18 protein-coding genes are annotated in these 18371 nt (G+C 37.6%); 17 read left to right on the top strand and 1 reads right to left on the bottom strand.

All coding sequences use genetic code 11. From position 1 onward, the window contains the following. Window positions 1-71 precede the first annotated feature (71 nt). The 17 genes from dnaN (at window position 72) to RCH61_RS07130 (ending at window position 17425) form a co-directional block, all read left to right on the top strand. Window positions 72-1181 (top strand): DNA polymerase III subunit beta, encoded by a 1110-nt coding sequence (gene dnaN / locus RCH61_RS07210; protein ID WP_306480307.1) that lies wholly within the window; start codon window positions 72-74, stop codon window positions 1179-1181. A gap of 17 nt (window positions 1182-1198) precedes the next feature. Continuing rightward, window positions 1199-1414, top strand: a complete 216-nt coding sequence (locus tag RCH61_RS07205) for an RNA-binding S4 domain-containing protein (RefSeq protein WP_306480306.1) — start codon at window positions 1199-1201, stop codon at window positions 1412-1414. Between the two features lie 98 nt (window positions 1415-1512). Next, window positions 1513-2601 (top strand): DNA replication/repair protein RecF, encoded by a 1089-nt coding sequence (gene recF, locus RCH61_RS07200; protein ID WP_306480305.1) that lies wholly within the window; start codon window positions 1513-1515, stop codon window positions 2599-2601. Between the two features lie 11 nt (window positions 2602-2612). Then, window positions 2613-4550: a DNA topoisomerase (ATP-hydrolyzing) subunit B gene (gene gyrB, locus RCH61_RS07195; RefSeq protein WP_306480304.1), complete on the top strand. Its 1938-nt coding sequence runs from the start codon at window positions 2613-2615 to the stop codon at window positions 4548-4550. Between the two features lie 208 nt (window positions 4551-4758). Further along, window positions 4759-7320, top strand: a complete 2562-nt coding sequence (gene gyrA, locus RCH61_RS07190) for a DNA gyrase subunit A (protein WP_306480303.1) — start codon at window positions 4759-4761, stop codon at window positions 7318-7320. Between the two features lie 287 nt (window positions 7321-7607). Continuing rightward, window positions 7608-7805, top strand: coding sequence for a pro-sigmaK processing inhibitor BofA family protein (locus RCH61_RS09900; protein ID WP_442920448.1), 198 nt, complete (start codon window positions 7608-7610; stop codon window positions 7803-7805). Window positions 7806-8005: 200 nt separating this feature from the next. Next, a complete protein-coding gene (locus RCH61_RS07180; protein WP_306480302.1) occupies window positions 8006-9163 on the top strand; it encodes a hypothetical protein in 1158 nt (385 codons plus the stop codon). A 5-nt stretch (window positions 9164-9168) separates the two neighbouring features. Further along, window positions 9169-10374, top strand: a complete 1206-nt coding sequence (locus RCH61_RS07175) for a CpaF family protein (protein ID WP_306480316.1) — start codon at window positions 9169-9171, stop codon at window positions 10372-10374. Beyond that, a complete protein-coding gene (locus RCH61_RS07170; RefSeq protein WP_306480315.1) occupies window positions 10337-11086 on the top strand; it encodes a type II secretion system F family protein in 750 nt (249 codons plus the stop codon). The genes RCH61_RS07175 and RCH61_RS07170 overlap by 38 nt, the downstream gene beginning before the upstream one ends. A 16-nt stretch (window positions 11087-11102) precedes the next feature. Next, window positions 11103-12380 (top strand): immunoglobulin-like domain-containing protein, encoded by a 1278-nt coding sequence (locus RCH61_RS07165; RefSeq protein ID WP_306480301.1) that lies wholly within the window; start codon window positions 11103-11105, stop codon window positions 12378-12380. A gap of 87 nt (window positions 12381-12467) precedes the next feature. Then, window positions 12468-12701, top strand: coding sequence for a Flp1 family type IVb pilin (locus tag RCH61_RS07160; RefSeq protein ID WP_306480300.1), 234 nt, complete (start codon window positions 12468-12470; stop codon window positions 12699-12701). Window positions 12702-12716: 15 nt separating this feature from the next. Beyond that, complete coding sequence (locus RCH61_RS07155; protein ID WP_306480299.1) at window positions 12717-14168, top strand: DUF5702 domain-containing protein; 1452 nt, start codon at window positions 12717-12719, stop codon at window positions 14166-14168. A 99-nt stretch (window positions 14169-14267) separates the two neighbouring features. After that, entirely contained in the window at window positions 14268-15083 is an 816-nt protein-coding gene (locus RCH61_RS07150) for a pilus assembly protein (protein ID WP_306480298.1), read from the top strand. Beyond that, window positions 15068-15541 carry a prepilin peptidase gene (locus RCH61_RS07145; RefSeq protein WP_306480297.1) on the top strand — a complete coding sequence of 158 codons (474 nt, stop codon included), beginning with the start codon at window positions 15068-15070 and terminating at the stop codon, window positions 15539-15541. The genes RCH61_RS07150 and RCH61_RS07145 overlap by 16 nt, the downstream gene beginning before the upstream one ends. Next, a complete protein-coding gene (locus tag RCH61_RS07140) occupies window positions 15531-15920 on the top strand; it encodes a TadE family protein (RefSeq protein WP_306480296.1) in 390 nt (129 codons plus the stop codon). The genes RCH61_RS07145 and RCH61_RS07140 overlap by 11 nt, the downstream gene beginning before the upstream one ends. Window positions 15921-15958: 38 nt before the next feature. Further along, complete coding sequence (locus RCH61_RS07135; RefSeq protein WP_306480295.1) at window positions 15959-16765, top strand: DUF6382 domain-containing protein; 807 nt, start codon at window positions 15959-15961, stop codon at window positions 16763-16765. A 42-nt stretch (window positions 16766-16807) separates the two neighbouring features. Continuing rightward, window positions 16808-17425 carry a rhomboid family intramembrane serine protease gene (locus RCH61_RS07130; RefSeq protein WP_306480294.1) on the top strand — a complete coding sequence of 206 codons (618 nt, stop codon included), beginning with the start codon at window positions 16808-16810 and terminating at the stop codon, window positions 17423-17425. On the opposite strand, the gene RCH61_RS07125 is transcribed toward RCH61_RS07130, so the two are convergent. Next, window positions 17414-18163, bottom strand: a complete 750-nt coding sequence (locus RCH61_RS07125; RefSeq protein WP_306480293.1) for a sensor histidine kinase — start codon at window positions 18161-18163, stop codon at window positions 17414-17416. The two genes, RCH61_RS07130 and RCH61_RS07125, sit on opposite strands and share 12 nt — an antisense overlap. Between the last annotated feature and the right edge of the window lie 208 nt (window positions 18164-18371).

The raw sequence follows: 18371 nt of genomic DNA, 5'->3' as shown, positions 1-18371 counted from the left end.
TTTTATATAAATACATATAATTTCGCGTGCGTTAGACTTTTCCACACAGAGCGAAAGGAGTTACTTTTTTCATGAAAATTATATGCACAAAACAAAACCTGTCTAAAGGAGTCAGCATTGTATCTAAAGCAGTTCCATCAAAAACAACAATGCCGATTCTCGAATGTATTTTAATAGACGCATCAACAGACATTATTAAACTGACTGCAAATGATATGGAGCTTGGAATCGAAACGTCTATAGACGGGGAAATTATTGAACGCGGAATTTTGGCATTGAATGCAAAAATATTTGCAGAGATTGTAAGAAAGCTCCCTGACAATGAAGTGATTATAGAAACACAGGGAGATAATCAAACTCTTATCGTATGTGGGAAAGCGAAATTTAAAATCGCGTCACAGCCGGGAGATGATTTCTCGTACCTGCCGAATATTGAGAAAGATGACTTTATTACCGTTTCAGAATTTACGTTGAAGGAAGTGATCCGGCAGACGATCTTTTCAATCGCAGACAGCGATACGAATAAGATGATGACAGGAGAGCTTTTTGAGATCGAGGACAATATACTGAAAGTTGTATCTCTTGACGGACACAGAATTTCAATTCGAAAGATAGAACTGAAAGATTCTTATGCTCCTAAGAAAGTAATCGTTCCAGGTAAGACACTTCAGGAAATCAGTAAGATTATAGGCGGGGAATCAAACGCAGATGTAGACATTTCGTTTACAAAGAATCATATCGTTTTCGAATTTGAAAGGACGATCGTTGTATCACGACTGATCGAAGGAGAATATTTCCGAATCGATCAGATGCTTTCAAGCGATTATGAAACAAAAGTAAAAATAAATAAAAGAGAGCTGCTGGATTGTATCGACAGAGCTACTTTGTTGATCAAAGAGGGAGATAAAAAACCGTTGATTATCGATATAAGAGATGAATCGATGGAGTTTAAGATCAAATCTCAGGTTGGTTCGATGGATGATGAGATTATGTGTATCAAAGAAGGGAAGGATCTTCTTATCGGATTTAACCCGAAATTTTTGATCGATGCTCTTCGTGTAATTGATGATGAAGAGGTAGATCTTTATTTCATGAATGCAAAAGCGCCGTGCTTCATAAAGGATGAGACGCAGAGTTATATTTATCTCATTCTTCCTGTGAATTTTAATGCAGCGGTATAATATAAAAGGAGTAAAATATGGAATTGTTTCATTTGAGAGCCGGAGAAGAATTCATCCGGCTCGGACAGGTTTTAAAAGCAGCCGGTTTTGTTGAAAACGGCGGACAGGCAAAAGAGGTTATACAGGAAGGACTTGTCAGTGTAAACGGAGAAGTTGAGACAAGAAGAGGAAGGAAACTTTATCCGAATGATGTTGTATCTTTTGAAGAAGATGAATTGACAGTTCAAAAATAAAAATCCTGTATGAAAGGAATTAGAAACGGAATTGTAAGTCAAATCCGTACATTGAAAAAAAGATAAAAAACGTGTAAAATAAATTAGATGGGAAAGTTATGATTATCAAGTCTTTGAAGCTTAAAAATTACAGAAATTATGATCTTCTTGATCTTACGTTTGATCCGAAGACAAATATTCTGTATGGTGATAACGCTCAGGGAAAAACGAATATACTGGAAGCTCTGTATTTATCGGGAACGACGAAATCCCACAGGGGAACGAAAGACAGAGATGTCATTCAGTTCGGGTATGATGAGTCACATATAGAGACGATTATTGAAAAGCGGAAAATAGATTTTCAGATCGATATGCATTTGAAAAAAAACAGTCCGAAAGGGATTGCTATTGATAAAGTTCCGATCAGGAGAGCAGGGGAATTGTTTGGAATTGTTCATTTTGTGTTTTTTTCCCCGGAGGATCTTAATATCATAAAAGAAGGTCCGGCAGGAAGAAGAAGATTTATTGATCTGGAACTTTCACAGCTTGATAAAATTTATCTTAATAATCTTTCTAACTATAATCGGATCATCAATCAGAGAAATTCCTTGTTAAAAGATATATACGGACAGAAAAATCTGATAGAGACATTGGATATATGGGATATGCAGCTTGCAGAATATGGCAGGAAGATTTTAGAGCGTCGTCAGGAATTTGTCAAAGAGGTAAACGGCATTATTTCGGATATTCATTATAAGCTTACCGGAGGAAAAGAGCGGATTACTTTGACGTATGAGAGCAGTCTTGGAAATATGACGTTCGAAGATGCGTTAAACAAATACAGAGAACGGGATCTGCGTATGAAAAGTACGACGGCAGGTCCTCACAGAGACGATATTTGTTTCACGACAGATACGGGATTGGATATCAGAAGATTCGGATCGCAGGGACAGCAGAGAACAGCGGCGTTATCGCTGAAATTATCGGAAATCGAACTTGTAAAAAAAGAGCTGAACGATACGCCGATCTTACTTCTTGACGATGTATTGTCTGAATTGGATAAACATCGGCAAAACTATTTATTAGATAGTATCGACGATGTACAGACGATCATAACGTGTACAGGTTTAGATGAGTTTGTCAATCACAGATTTTCTATTAATAAGATATTTCACATAAAGAACGGACATGCAGTAAATGCAAATTAGGAGGGTATTACATGGGTGCATCAAGTACAGAATTTGACGCGGAATACGGGGCGGATCAAATCCAGATTTTGGAAGGTCTTGAAGCCGTAAGAAAAAGGCCGGGTATGTATATCGGCAGTACTTCGACGAGGGGACTTCATCATCTTGTATATGAGATCGTAGACAATTCCGTAGACGAGGCATTGGCGGGATATTGTGATGAAATACAGGTAAATATCAATAAAGATAATTCCATTACAGTATGCGATAATGGAAGAGGAATTCCGGTAGGCATCAACCACAAAGCAGGACTTCCGGCAGTTGAGGTTGTATTTACTGTACTTCATGCAGGTGGAAAATTCGGCGGAGGAGGGTACAAAGTATCCGGAGGACTTCACGGAGTAGGTGCGTCTGTAGTAAATGCTCTTTCTGAGTGGCTTGAAGTAGAAATTTATCATGAAGGTCAGATTTATAAACAGCGTTATGAGAGAGGAAAGGTTGTATATAAATTAAAAACGATCGGCGAATGCGAACCTGACAGAACAGGGACAAAAGTAACATTTTTACCTGACGCAGAAATCTTTGATGATACGATTTTTGATTATGATACGCTGAAACAGCGTTTCAGAGAGATGGCGTTTTTAACAAAAGGTCTTAAGATCGTATTAAGAGACTGGCGTGAGGAAGAATTAAGAGAGCACACATTCCATTACGAAGGCGGAATTAAAGAATTTGTCACATATTTGAATAAAAGTAAGACGCCGCTTTATGAGCAGATTATTTACTGTGAAGGAATGAAAGACGGCGTTGCAGTGGAAATTGCAATGCAGCATAACGATTCTTACAGTGAAAATACTTATGGATTTGTAAATAATATTACAACGCCGGAGGGCGGTACACATATCGAAGGATTCAGAGGGGCTCTCACAAAGACGTTTAATGATTATGCAAGAAAGAACAGGCTTTTAAAGGACAGTGAGCCGAATCTTTCAGGAGATGATATCAGAGAAGGTCTTACTGCGATTGTAAGCGTAAAGATAGAAGATCCTCAGTTTGAAGGTCAGACGAAGCAAAAACTCGGAAACAGTGAGGCGAGAGGAGCTGTAAACAGTATTCTTTCTTCACAGTTGGAAATTTTCTTAGAACAGAATCCGAGTGTTGCAAAGATTACAGTTGAGAAATCTGTGATGGCACAGCGTGCAAGGGAAGCCGCGAGAAAAGCGAGAGATCTTACAAGAAGAAAATCTGCATTAGAAGGAACTTCTCTTCCGGGTAAGCTTGCCGATTGTTCGGATAAAGATCCCGTAAATTGTGAGATATACATCGTAGAGGGAGATTCTGCCGGTGGTTCTGCAAAGACGGCGAGGGATCGTGCGACACAGGCAATTCTTCCGCTGAGAGGAAAAATTTTGAATGTAGAGAAGGCTCGTCTTGATAAGATTTATGCAAATGCAGAGATCAAAGCAATGATCACTGCTTTTGGAACAGGAATTCATGATGATTTTGATATTTCAAAATTAAGATATCATAAGATCATTATTATGACCGATGCCGATGTAGATGGCGCGCATATCAGTACATTACTGCTTACATTCCTTTATCGGTTTATGCCGGATCTGATTAAAGAAGGATATGTGTATCTTGCACAGCCGCCTCTTTATAAACTTGAGAAAAATAAAAAAGTCTGGTATGCATACAGCGATGAAGAATTGAATCAGATTCTTACAGAAGTTGGAAGAGACAGCAATAATAAGATACAGCGTTATAAAGGTTTGGGAGAGATGGATGCAGATCAGCTTTGGGAGACAACAATGGATCCTGAACATAGAATTCTTCTTCGTGTAACGATGGATGAAGAGACATCATCTGAATTAGATCTGACATTTACGACCCTTATGGGAGATAAGGTAGAACCAAGACGCGAATTCATAGAAGAAAATGCAAAATACGTTAAAAATTTGGATATATAACACTTTACAGCGACGATCACAGAACCTTAGAGGGCATGAAAATAAATTCATTTATTTTCATGTCATATAAGGGGCGTATGGTTTGGCATTGGAAATGCCAAACCAGTAAGAAAATCGAGGAACGAAGATTTTCTTACTGGATCGGAGCGAAAGAGAAGGAAATAAAATGAATTCTATGGATTGGAAATCAGTAAAAAGGAGATAAAGAATGGAAGATAATATTTTTGACAAAATCCATGAGGTCGATTTGAAAAAGACGATGGAAACTTCCTACATTGATTATGCGATGAGCGTTATTGCGGCGCGAGCGCTTCCTGATGTAAGAGACGGATTGAAGCCTGTGCAAAGAAGAATTCTGTATTCCATGATCGAACTGAACAATGGTCCGGATAAACCGCATCGTAAATGTGCGCGTATCGTCGGTGATACAATGGGTAAATATCATCCGCATGGAGATAGTTCTATTTATGGCGCGTTAGTAAATCTCGCGCAGGAATGGTCAACGCGATACCCGCTTGTTGACGGTCACGGAAACTTCGGTTCGGTGGACGGAGACGGAGCTGCCGCGATGCGTTATACGGAGGCTCGTTTAAGTAAGATTTCAATGGAAATGACAGCGGATATCAACAAAGATACTGTTGATTTTGTACCGAACTTTGATGAGACAGAGAAAGAGCCGGTTGTACTTCCGTCAAGATTTCCGAATCTTCTTGTAAATGGAACTTCAGGAATTGCAGTCGGTATGGCGACGAATATTCCGCCTCATAATCTTCGGGAAGTAATCGGTGCTGTTGTAAAGATCATTGACGATCAAATTGATGAAAACGGAGAAACTACGATTGAAGACATCCTTCAGATCATTAAGGGACCGGATTTCCCTACGGGAGCTGAAATACTTGGTACAAGAGGAATTGAAGAAGCATACAGAACAGGTCGTGGAAAGATCAGAGTAAGAGCTGTGACGGACATTGAACCGATGCAAAACGGAAAGAACAGAATTATCGTTACAGAACTTCCTTTCATGGTAAACAAAGCGCGTCTTATAGAGAAAATTGCAGAACTTGTAAGAGATAAAAAAATTGACGGAATTACAGACTTAAGCGATCAGTCAAGCCGAGAAGGGATGCGTATCTGCATTGAACTTCGCCGTGATGTGAATCCGAATGTTATTTTGAATCAGCTTTATAAGCACACACAGCTTCAGGATACATTTGGTGTGATCATGCTTGCGCTTGTCAATAATGAACCGAAAGTTATGAATATTCTTGATATGTTGAAATATTATTTGACGCATCAGGAAGAAGTTGTTACAAGAAGAACAAAATATGATCTGAATAAGGCGGAAGAAAGAGCTCATATTTTGCAGGGATTATTGATTGCTTTGGATAATATTGATGAAGTAATCAAGATCATTCGCGGATCAAAAAATGTTCAGGAAGCAAAGGCAGAGTTGATTGCAAGGTTTGATCTGTCGGAAGCACAGGCACAGGCAATCGTAGATATGCGTCTGAGAGCTCTTACAGGTTTGGAAAGAGAAAAACTGGAAGCAGAATACGCAGAATTGATGAAAAAAATCGAAGAATATCGTGCGATTCTTGCTGACAGAAAACTGCTTCTCGGAGTGATCAGAAAAGAAATTCTTATCATTTCCGAAAAATACGGAGATGATAGAAGAACCCAGATCGGTTATGATGAATTTGATATTTCGATGGAGGATTTGATTCCACGAGAAAATGTTGTCATTACTGTGACAAATATGGGTTACATTAAGCGTATGAGCATGGATACCTTCAAGAGTCAGAACCGGGGAGGCAAAGGAATCAAAGGAATGCAGACGCTTGAAGAAGACTTTATAAGAGAATTGTTTGTTACAACAAGTCACCATTATATTATGTTCTTCACAAATAAAGGGCGTGTGTACAGACTGAAAGCATATGAGATACCGGAAGCAGGAAGAACTGCAAGAGGCACGGCTGTGATTAATCTTCTGCAGCTTATGCCGGATGAGAAGATTACCGCGACAATTCCGATCAAAGAGTATGAAGATGGAAAATATCTGTTTATGGCAACAAAGAAAGGTCTTGTGAAAAAGACTCCGATTCAGGACTATATGAATGTGAGAAAAACAGGACTTGCGGCGATTTCTCTCCGTGAAGATGATCTTTTGATCGAAGTCAAAGTAACGGACAATGATCAGGACATTCTTCTAGTGACAAAATATGGACAATGTATCCGCTTTAATGAAAAAGACGTTCGTTCTACAGGCCGTGTGTCTATGGGCGTCAGAGGTATGAATTTAGGTGATAATGACGAAATCATCGGTATGCAGATGAGCAGTCAGGGAAAAGATATTTTGATTGTTTCGGAAAAAGGTATGGGAAAACGTACAAGCATGGAAGAATTTACGAAACAAAACCGCGGCGGAAAAGGTGTGAAATGTTATAAGATCACAGAAAAGACCGGAAATGTAGTCGGAATGAAAGCTGTGGATGAAGAAAGTGAAATCATGATTATCAATACAGAAGGAATCGTGATTCGAATGAAATGCTCTGATATTTCTCAGTATGGACGAATTACATCAGGAGTAAAACTGATTAATCTTCCGGAACGCGAAACAGTGGCAAGCGTGGCAAAAGTAAGAACTGCATCAGCAGAGATCGATGGAGAAGAAGTCGAGATTAAAGAGGAAGACGACACTGTGGGAAATATAGCTGAAAATGCAGTGGATAAGTCAGAAGATAACACGGAAGAAGATGTGGAAAACAAATAAAAACAGAGGAATTATTGTTGATAAACAGTAAGGGTTATGTGAAAAAGACTGATGAGGAAATCTTGTCAGTCTTTTTTTTCATAGCGACGAGCCAAAGTCAGGGCTTGCCCGAGACCTTGGTGACCGCTTATAATCCCGGAATGTGCTTTTTAGACTTCATGCGATTTGACTTATAACAGTTTGTACTTAAGGATATAAACAGAAGAGTGGAATAAAGAGTTTTATGTGAGAATAAAATAGAGTCATAGAAAAGTAGCGGAAAGGAAGAGAGAAAACTGGGAAGAAAAATTTTATCCGCAGCAGTGAATTTTATCGTTCGTGCAGTGGTAGGAATGGCGCTTATTTTTTTTATAAACCAGTATGTGATTCCACCTGAATCTTCAATTAATGTGGGTTTGAATGCAGTTTCCTTTTTGACATCCGGAATGCTTGGAATTCCTGGGGTTGGACTGCTTTATGGGATTGTTTGCTATCAAGTTTTGTGAGATTTTTACAAAAAACGGCAGATTTGAAATTTGTTATAGACAAAATAAAATCTGCTGTTTATAATGCATTTTACCGGCAGAGATCAACTGCTGACAGATCTGTTTTTGAGGGAAAACAGATCTTCAAAAATCCGGAAATCATAAGACCGGATATCGTATATTTTTATTCGTGCTGTGCGGTTCGCAGCAAAATTCAAATTATGGAAAAAGAAAAGAGTAAACATACAGCGGGAAATTTTTTAGTCTGTGATGTGCAGGAAGAATATGCAGAATACTTATTAAGCATATTAGTGAAACATTTTGGAATAAGATTTCAATTCCATTTTTTCAGTGACATTCAGAAAGTCGTAGAATTTGGAAAACATGAGGAAATAGAAGCTCTTTTTATTGCAGAAGAGTGTTATCCGGCTGTGAAAGAATATGTAAAAGCAAGTAAGACGTTCCTCTTGTCAGAAAGTGTAAAAAGACAGGGAGAAGCGGGAGAAACAGTCGTATTTCGGTATCAGTCTGCAGCAAAAATTCTCAAGATCATTCAGGCAGAAACAGGAAAGATCGGAAACGGAAGATTAGAAAGAGCAGGAATAAGAACAGGAGAAAAAAGAACCGTAGAACGAAGAGCAGAAGAAGGAAGCACAGAAATCGAAAGAAGAAAAGTTGTAAAGGAGATTTTGGATAAATGTGAAGAGACAGAAGAAAAAAGAACAGAGGATGTGAGAAAGCATGAAGAAACTTTCGAAAAGACAGAGAAATATGCAGTAGAAGGGAACATGTCTCAAAAAGGGAAAAAAAGGATAAGGGATGAACCTGACGTAAAAGGTCTGATTGGAGTTTATTCACCGATACACCGAATTGGAAAAACAGAGTTTGCTCTTTGCCTGGGAGAAAAAATAGCAGAAAAAGTTCCGGTTCTTTATATCAACATGGAAGGATATTCGGGAAATGATTTTTATTTTCAAAGCGGGAAGAATCAGGATCTGGGAGATCTTTTGTATTACTTAAAGCAGGAACGTGTGGATTATGGACTAAAAACAAGTTTGATGACCGGACAATATGAGAAGCTGGATTATATTATGCCGATTGCAAATGAAAAAGATCTGCGGGAAGTGACGAAGGAAGAATGGCTCACGTTTTTAGATACAATCATGGAGCAATGTATTTATCAAACGGTTATTCTTGATTTGGGAGATTGCATATTAGGGCTTTATGAAATATTAAAAAGGTGTGACCGTGTTTATACTCCGTTTATTCAAGATGAGATTTCTATGGCAAAGATGCGGCAATATGAAGAAAATCTGAAAGCGTCGGGATATTCAGATGTGTTGAAACATACGGTAAAACGACGAATGAGGGTGAAGTGAAAAAGATGATATCGACAGAAATATTGTATGAGCAGGTTATGTGTCGAATGGATATGACGAAGGAAACAAATGAAGAGGAACTCCAGGAAATAATCAGAGTGGTATTGGAAGAAGAGGCGAAAAAGGAATTTATTTCCTTGAACGAAAAGATCAGGCTGAGCAGGGAATTGTTTAATGCTTTTCGGAGACTGGATATATTGCAGGATTTAATTGAAGATGACAGTGTTACAGAAATTATGGTGAATGGGACAGAAAATATATTTTGCGAAAGGGAGGGAAAATTATACCGGACAAACAGGCATTTCTTTTCTGAGGCAAGATTATGTGATGTGATACAGCAGATCGTAGGAGAGGCAAATCGATATGTAAATGAAACCTCCCCTATAGTTGATGCAAGGCTGGCAGATGGGTCCCGCGTCAATGTTGTTCTAAAACCGGTAGCCGTCAATGGTCCGATTATGACGATCAGAAAATTTCCGTCAGAAGCGATCAGGATGAAAGATTTGATCAAAATGGGAAGTTTGACTGAGGAGGCAGCAGAATTTATAAGAAAAGCTGTTTGTTCAAAATATAACATTTTTGTGAGCGGAGGAACAGGAGCAGGGAAAACTACTTTTCTGAATGCAATGTCAGATTTTATTCCGAAAGAAGAGAGGATTATTACGATAGAAGATAATGCGGAACTCCAGATTCAAGGAGTAGAGAATCTTGTCAGGCTGGAAGCCAGAGAAGCTAATCTTGAAGGAGAAGGTGCGGTTACTATCAGAGATCTGATTAAATCAGCGCTAAGGATGCGTCCTGACAGGATTATAGTCGGTGAAGTAAGAGGAGATGAAACGGTTGATATGATCTCGTCTGCAATGTTGAACGGACACAGCGGTTCTATGTCAACAGGACATGCCAATAATCCGTCTGATATGCTTCACAGAATTGAAACAATGATGATGATGGGAATCGATCTTCCTCTTCATGCAATCCAAAGACAGGTTGCATCAGCGCTTGATTTAATTATTCATCTCGGACGATTGAGGGACAAGACAAGGAAGGTCCTTATGATCGAAGAAATACTGGGATATGAAGACGGGAAAATAAGGACAAAAACATTATATGAATTTAAGGAGATGGGAATGGAAGATGAAAAAATTAAAGGAAGCCTTATGAAGGTCGGTGATCTTGAAAACAGAGGAAAACTTATGGCTGCAGGATATTAAAAAAACGGACTTTCTTTTTTTAATTGTGAAATCTACCGCTGTTTGTATTTTGATCGCATATATATTTTACGGATCGATCTTATCGGCGCTGTTTTTGCTTCCGGTATGGATTTTATATACAAGAGACGGACTTTATGATCTGTGTCGTAAGAAGAAACAAGAATTCAGAATTCAATTCAGAAATGCGATTCAGGCGATGGGAGCAGCTTTAAAAGTCGGATATTCGGTAGAAAATGCAATAAGAGAAGCAGAAAAAGATCTGGCTTCGATGTATGAAGAAGATGTACGGATCAGAAAAGAGTACAGAAAAATGGTACATCAGCTTGACATGAAAATGGCAGCCGTCAATGTAATGGAACAATTTTCCGAGCGGATGAAGCAGGAAGATACTTCGGATTTTGTAACCGTGTTTTCATCTGCAAAAGCAAGCGGAGGGGACAGCATTGCAATTATAAGAAATGCAGTGAAGATGATTAGTGAAAAAATCGAGACAGAACAGGAAATACAGACAATGATTGCTTCAAAGAAATTAGAATTTGAAATTATGTGTTCTGTACCGTTCTTTATTATCTTGTATATGAAGGTGACATTTGGAGAATTTTTAAACGTTTTATATGGAAATATTTTTGGGATAAGTTTTATGACAATATGTCTGATCGTCTATATGGGGGCATATCGCTTTGGAAAAAAAATCATCCGTATTGAGGTGTAAGGTTGGAAAGGAAAAAATGAAAGGAAGAAAAATAAAATACTTTTTCCGTGAGAATCCGGTTTACGTTAAAGCAGGACTTCTTGCAGCAGCCGCAGTTTTTATATTTTCATGTGTCTATATTTATGATAATGGAAAGAAGATAGAAAAAGATGCGGAAGGGCGGGAAATATTAAGGCGAAGTAAGGACGGCAATGAAGAATCGAGAAGGATTCAGGTAAAGATTGATGACAGGAAAGAAGAAATTAATCTTTCAGTTTCAGGAGAAAAATATGATGAAGAAGAGTTGAAACAGGCATTTTCAATGGCAAAAGAAGAAGTGGAAAAAGCTGCGCTTGGCGATAATAAAACATTCGATGAAGTAAGAAAAGATTTGAATTTAATTACTTCTCTTCCTGAAAAAAAGATGACGGTTTCGTGGGAACTTGATCATTATGACGTCATAGACGTCCAAGGTCATATACGTCAGGATAAACTGGAAGAAGAAGGAACACTGGTAAAGCTTACGGCTATTTTAACTTATGAAGATCAAAAAGAAATACATGAGTTTTATGCGAAAGTATTTCCGCCGAAATCAGATCGTACAGAAGAGGAATTAAGGCAGCTTAAGGAAGAAATCAAAAAAGCGGATGAACAGACGAAAACGGAAGATTATCTGATTTTGCCGGATAAAGTAAACGGGAAAAAAGTTTTGTGGGAATACGGCGTTCAAAAGAGGGCGTATGGAATTCTTGTTATGGGGATTGGTTTTGCTGCTTTTCTTGTCGTATCCTCAGAGCAAAAAATGAAAGAAGAAAAGAAGAAAGCAATCAAGCAGATGAAGATGGACTACCCTCACATTATTAATAAATTTAATCTGTATATCAGATCAGGAATGACAATCAGAAGAGCATGGTTTCAAATTGCTGAAGAATATGAGAAAAAGCAAAGGGAGAAAGAGCAAGTATCCGGTAAGATATGCGGAAGAAAGAAAGCCTATGAGGAAATGATTATTACAATGTACCAGATCAGAGGAGGCGCTTCAGAAGGAGAATGCTATGAGGAGTATGGGACAAGATGTGATTTGTCAGAATATCGAAAATTCGGAATGATGTTATCACAGAATCTAAGAAAAGGAACAAAAGGTCTTACAGAACTGCTTGCAAGAGAAGGAGCGGACGCATTTGAACAACGAAAAAATACAGCGAAAAAAACAGGAGAAGAAGCGGGAACAAAGTTGATGATTCCATTGTTTATTATGTTGATTATTGTGTTTGCGATTGTGATCGTTCCTGCATTTTTTTCAATTCAAATATAACTCAAAGTGTTCCGGTGAGATCCAAGCGTATACAAATCTAAGAAAAAGAATGACAGAGCAGATGAGATTGATAGAAGGGAGAAAATTATGGAAAAGACGATGATGAAAATGACGAGTTATTTTGTTTCATACAAAAGAAGATCAGGAGAAAAAATCCGAAGATTTTTCAGAAATAAGAAATATGTTTCGGGCGTGACAGTTATAGAACTTGTCCTGATTTTAGTAATTGTAATTGCTTTGCTGCTGATATTTAAAACAGAGCTGATCAATCTGATCCATTCGATTTTTGACAAGATCACATCTGAAAGTTCGGGCATCTGATCGGAAAGAGAAAATATGAAAAGAAAGAAAGCGGAAATCACGGCGTATTTAAGTCTTACGTTTATCCTTTTAGTTTCTTTTTTATTCGGGATTGTTGAAATCACTGTAATACAGACTGAAAAGAATTTGAGTCGTGTCTGTGCGGATGGAGCTGTATTTTCTATATTTGGAGAATATGAGAGGACAATGCTTGAAAAGTATCACATATTCGGGATTGACGGAAGCTATGGAACAGGAAATTTCAGTGAAGATCATCTGATTGGAAGAATGCATTATTACAGTGATAGAAATATAGATTACGAAATAGATCGTATTCAATATCTTACAGATAACAAAGGACAGTCATTCAGAGAACAGGTTCTTGCATATATGGAGCAAAAATATGGAATAGAACTTATTGAAAATCTGACAGGGTTAACAGCAAGATGGGAAGAAGAACAGATACAAGGAGAGGAAATTAAACAGACGGAAGAATCAATACTGGATGATTTTGAAGAAATAAAAGAATCAGCACAGCCAGAAAGTAGTGAAGAAGGACAAGAGGAATCAGAACAAGGAGATATGGAACAAGAGGTGTTAGAAGACAATCCTTTTCAATGTCTGGAACAGATTGAACAAACGGGAATTTTATCCGTTGCCATGCCGCGGAATATGACGCTTTCGGGACGTCAGATTAATCTTGATTTGCAGGCTTCTAAACGAAGCCTGCAGAAAGGAAGAGGGGAATTTCCGGCACGGCAGAATACAGATGGGATAGAAGAAAGATTGCTGTTCAATGAATATATTATGAAAAATTTTTCTCAGGCTTCCACTGAAGAACAAGAGGATCGTGAAAATAACAGAGATGAAGAATATGCAAGATCTTTAGATTATGAAATCGAATATATTCTTTCAGGGAAAGCATCTGATAAAGAAAATCTGGAAAATGTTGTAACGAAAATATTTTTTATCAGAATGGCTGCAGATTATGTTTATCTTATGGGAGATTCTGTAAAACAGTCTGAGGCTATGGCAATGGCAGTAACAATTACGACATTGTTGTTAATCCCTGAAGCTGCAGATGTTGTGAAACAGTTAATATTGCTGGCATGGGCGGCAGGGGAAAGCGTAATAGATATAAGGACACTTCTTTCAGGATGCCGAGTACCTCTTATTAAAACAGAAGATACATGGCAGCTTACTCTTACATCTTTGTTTATATTAGGAACAAATGAAGACAGTATATCGGGAGAAGATACAGAAAATGGAATTACATATAAAGATTATCTGAGAGCATTTTTGTTTTTACAGTCTGAAGATGAGATTACGATGCGGACGATTGATCGGATAGAAGAGAATATGCGGTCGGAATTCCAAGTTGAAAAGTTTAAAGCAGATCAATGTGTGACGAAATGTGGAATCAAAAACAGCGTAGAAATATTTGGAAACCTTACCTATACGTTCCCATCTTATTATGGATATGAATAGGTTATCTTCGGTGCAGATGCCCTTTCTCTCTCCCGCATTCCCTCGTGCGGAAAATATCTTATAAAAAACGAAAAAAATGAAAGGAAAAAGTCGGTTGCGATGAGTAAATACAATACGAATAAAAATAAAATCTTGGTACGATCTGAAAGGGCATCTGCACCGAAGATAACAGGAAAACAAGAAGGAAGTATTACGATTGAAGCAGCTTTTGCCGTTCCACTGTTTCTCTTTGCAGTACTTTGTCTGATTTGGATAATAGAGATACAAAGTATTAAAATCGGAATAAAAAACGCCGCTTACAGCGCCGCTAAAAGTGCGGCAGAAGATACGGCAGTCATCCCGGTATTAAATACAGTGAAGTTAAAGTCAGATATGATTCGGTCGCTTGGAAAAGAAAAAATAGATCAAAGCATTCTTGCAGACGGAAGTGATGGAATTTCCTGTTGGAGTTCGTATTTGTCTCCTGCAACAGGAGAAATGAATATCCATGTTCGATATGCGGTAAAAATACCGATTCCCTTATTCGGAAATCCGTCAGCAAAAATGGAGACAGAATTCCGTATTCATGGATGGACGGGGTATGGGAATAGAGAAGGAACCCAAAATTCTGAAGTTGTTTATATAACAGAGAAACAATCTGTTTATCATGAAGATTACCACTGTTCTTATTTACAGTTATCTATTCGATTTGTACCGTATGATCAACTGGATAAAATCCGTAACGAAGACGGAGGAATGTATCGCGCATGTGAAAAATGTGTATATGGCAGTGCATCGGCAGGGGTATACATTACTGAAAATGGAAGTAAATATCATAATTCCTTAGGATGCGGTGGATTAAAAAGAACGATTAAAGCTGTGAAAAAATCAGAAGTAGAAGGATTAGGAGGGTGTTCCAGATGTTCGGGAAGATAAATATAGTGGATTTCATATTGGAGAATGGATGGAACTTGTGTCAGATTGCATTTTCCCTCTATTTGCTCGTACTTAGCTGTATGGATATGAAAAAGACTCAGGTGCATTTAGGATTTTTATTATCAGGAATTTTATTGGCGATTTTAGGTGGTATGTGTGAAAGAAGTGTAACTATAGTTGAAATTATTTTAGGCGCAGTGACAGGTGTTTTGTTTCTTTTATTAAGCAAGTTGACGGAGGAAGCTTTTGGTTATGGGGACAGTATCCTGATTTTTATCACAGGTATTTTTATTGGCTTTTGGAATCTTATAACTGTTCTTTTTATCGCGTTCTTTTTAGCAGGGGGATTTTCGATTTTTATGCTTCTGAAAATGAAATTTCACAGAAAATCAAAATTTCCGTTTATCCCATTTATCATGGCAGCGTATGCGGGAGGAATGATTTTCAGTGGATATTAAAAAAGAAAAATGGGTAAAAGGAAGTTCTGTCATTGAGATGTCGTATATCATGCCGCTGTTATTCAGTCTTTTCGTAATTATTATAAATACATCGTTCTATTATCATGATAAGGCAATCATAGGAGGAGCAGCAATCGAAACAGCGGCGGCAGGAGCGCAGTTGGCAAGAAGGTCTGAGAAAAATTGTGATATGGAAACGCTTTTTCAGCAGCGGATCTATGGAAAATTAATATATATGACAGATGTTAATGTGAAAATAGAAGTGATAAAGAATGAAGTGCAAGTATCAGCAGAAGCTGAAAGAGGGTTTATGAAAATAAAAGTGAGACGAAAGGCTAACATTGTTATCCCAGAGAAAAAAATAAGATTGTTGAAGTAATGTATTCATGTTGAAAAATAAAGCGGAGTAAAAGAAAAATGAAGATAATCTATCAAAACGAGTGGGATTATACAAATATCCATGTTGATCTTCCGATACCGTATGAGGAAGATTATCAGGTCAAGATGATTAATTATAATGAGATCAGTGGACTGTTGCCTGTACATGGTATTGGAAAAAACGGTCAGAGCAGATATACATTTCGGCTGGAAAATGGGATGAGTATGGATAAGATTTATGAGGAAGAAGAAATGAGGGGCGAAGAAATAGAAGAGTTTATAGATCAGCTTTTTGATATTGAAGAACGGATAAAAGCGCTTTTTCTGAATCCAAATCATATTATTCTTGATCCGAAACTAATATTTAAAAAGGAAAATAAGTATTATTTCTGCTATCTTCCGATTATAAGACAAGATAACGAAAAAACGATATGCAGATCTTTTCATGAGCTGACGGAATATTTTGTGAAACGTCTTGATTACAAAGACACACAAGGGGTGGCTTTTGTTTTAAAAATGCATCGGGAAACATTAAAAGAACATTGTGATCTCAAGAAGTTGACAGAGGAATGTAAGAAGGATCGAATGACACAGGCAGAGGAGATGAAACGCAAAAGAACGAAAATCGAAGATACGGAGGAATCTATTTCAGAAAAATTGATTTTTTCTACGGGAGAAGAGCAAAGAAGCGGGAGAAAAGAAACAGAAATATGCCATGAAGAACAAAGTTATATGAAAGGAAAATCAGTAAAAAGAATAGTAGAAAAAATAAAAGGTGACAGATGGGGAAGTTGGGATGATCTGATTACCGAAATAGATGGACAGAGCACATCGGGTATTCTATAATTAAAAATAAATTGAAGGAAATCATAGAAAAGAGGACTTGATGTGAGAAGAAGATCAGAAGCTTTATGTACAACAGTGTTGATTGTTATTAATGTTGCGGTATTTTTAATATTATCGATGCTGGGGAATACGGAAGATGCGGTATTTATGCTGCACCATGGAGCGATGTATGAACCGTTAGTTACAGAAGGACAGGAATATTACCGGCTTTTTACATGTATGTTTCTGCATTTTGGAATTACACATTTGATGAATAATATGGTAATGCTTGGTGCGCTTGGCTGGAATCTTGAAGTTGAGATTGGAAAGATCCGGTTTATTATCATTTATTTTATCAGCGGACTCGGCGGAAATATTCTTTCTTTAATCGCAGGAATCTCCGCCGGAGAAGCTGTAGTTTCTGCCGGAGCATCAGGGGCTGTTTTTGGTTTAATGGGAGCGCTTCTTTATGTAGTAATTGCAAACAGAGGAAGATTAGGAAGGCTTTCGGGCAGAGGAATGATTTTTATGGTCATTCTGAGTCTCTATTTTGGATTAACAAGCAGCGGAGTTGATAATATGGCTCATATCGGTGGTTTGATATGCGGATTTTTCCTGGCGGTTATTTTATACAGACCGAAAAAAGTGTATTATAACGAATACGATAGGTCAGATTGGTAAAGTCATAGTGAATACAGTACCAGTCTCGTCAGAAGAAGTTACATTTAAAGCGCCTCCATGTGCTTCCGTAATCTTTTTTGAAAGGGAGAGGCCAAGTCCGGTGCCGTTTACCTTATGTGTAACAAATGGGTCGAAGATTGTGTCGATAATATCATCAGGGATTCCACAACCGTTGTCTGTGCAAGTAATTACAACAGAGTCAGATATTCTTTGAGCACAAAGAGAGATACGGCCTCTTTCGTTAAGATTCTCCGTTTCAGAGACTGCGTCTTTTGCATTTTGAAGAAGATTTAATATAACTTCTTCCAGTTTTATTTTATCGCCTGTATAATTGTCCGGTCCAACGGATATTTTTGATGTAAATTCGATATTAGAATCGATTGCGTCAAGAGACATTGCGAATGAAACAGCAATATTTTTAAGCAGTTTTTCAATCGAAAAAACGGAGTGATGAAGAGTGTTTCCGTTGTTAAAGTCTGAAAGTTCATTGAGAAGGGTACACATGAATTCAATGTCTTCTACTGCTTGTGACCATCCGTGAAAATCAATTACTTCAGGATGCTGTATTTCGATAATTTGAAGAGCGGAAGAAACAAGTGTCAGTGGATTTCTGATTTCATGAGAAATCATAGAAACAATCGTTTGGTGGTTTTCCAAAAGCTGTGAGATGATCTGTCCTGCAGTTTCATTTTCGGTTGTTAATTGATTCATTTTATTTAAATCGATATTACTAAGCATAAGTGTTCTCTCTTTCTTATTGAAATAAATATATGAGTAAATGTCTGTATAAAGTAAGTCTAGCATGAGAAAAATGTGTGTTCAATATAATTCATACGACGAAATTCGACATAAAATACAATGGAAAGTGTAAGTGTGAATTTTGATAAAATAATCTTTTTGTGGTAAAATGATTTATGATGTAATCATAATAAATAAAGGAAAAGAG

The sequence above is a fragment of the Mediterraneibacter sp. genome, from assembly GCF_030825015.1.
Classification (GTDB): Bacteria; Bacillota; Clostridia; order Lachnospirales; family Lachnospiraceae; genus Mediterraneibacter.
The sequence above is the reverse complement of the archived record's forward strand: the minus strand, read 5'-3'. Positions and strand labels throughout refer to the sequence as shown.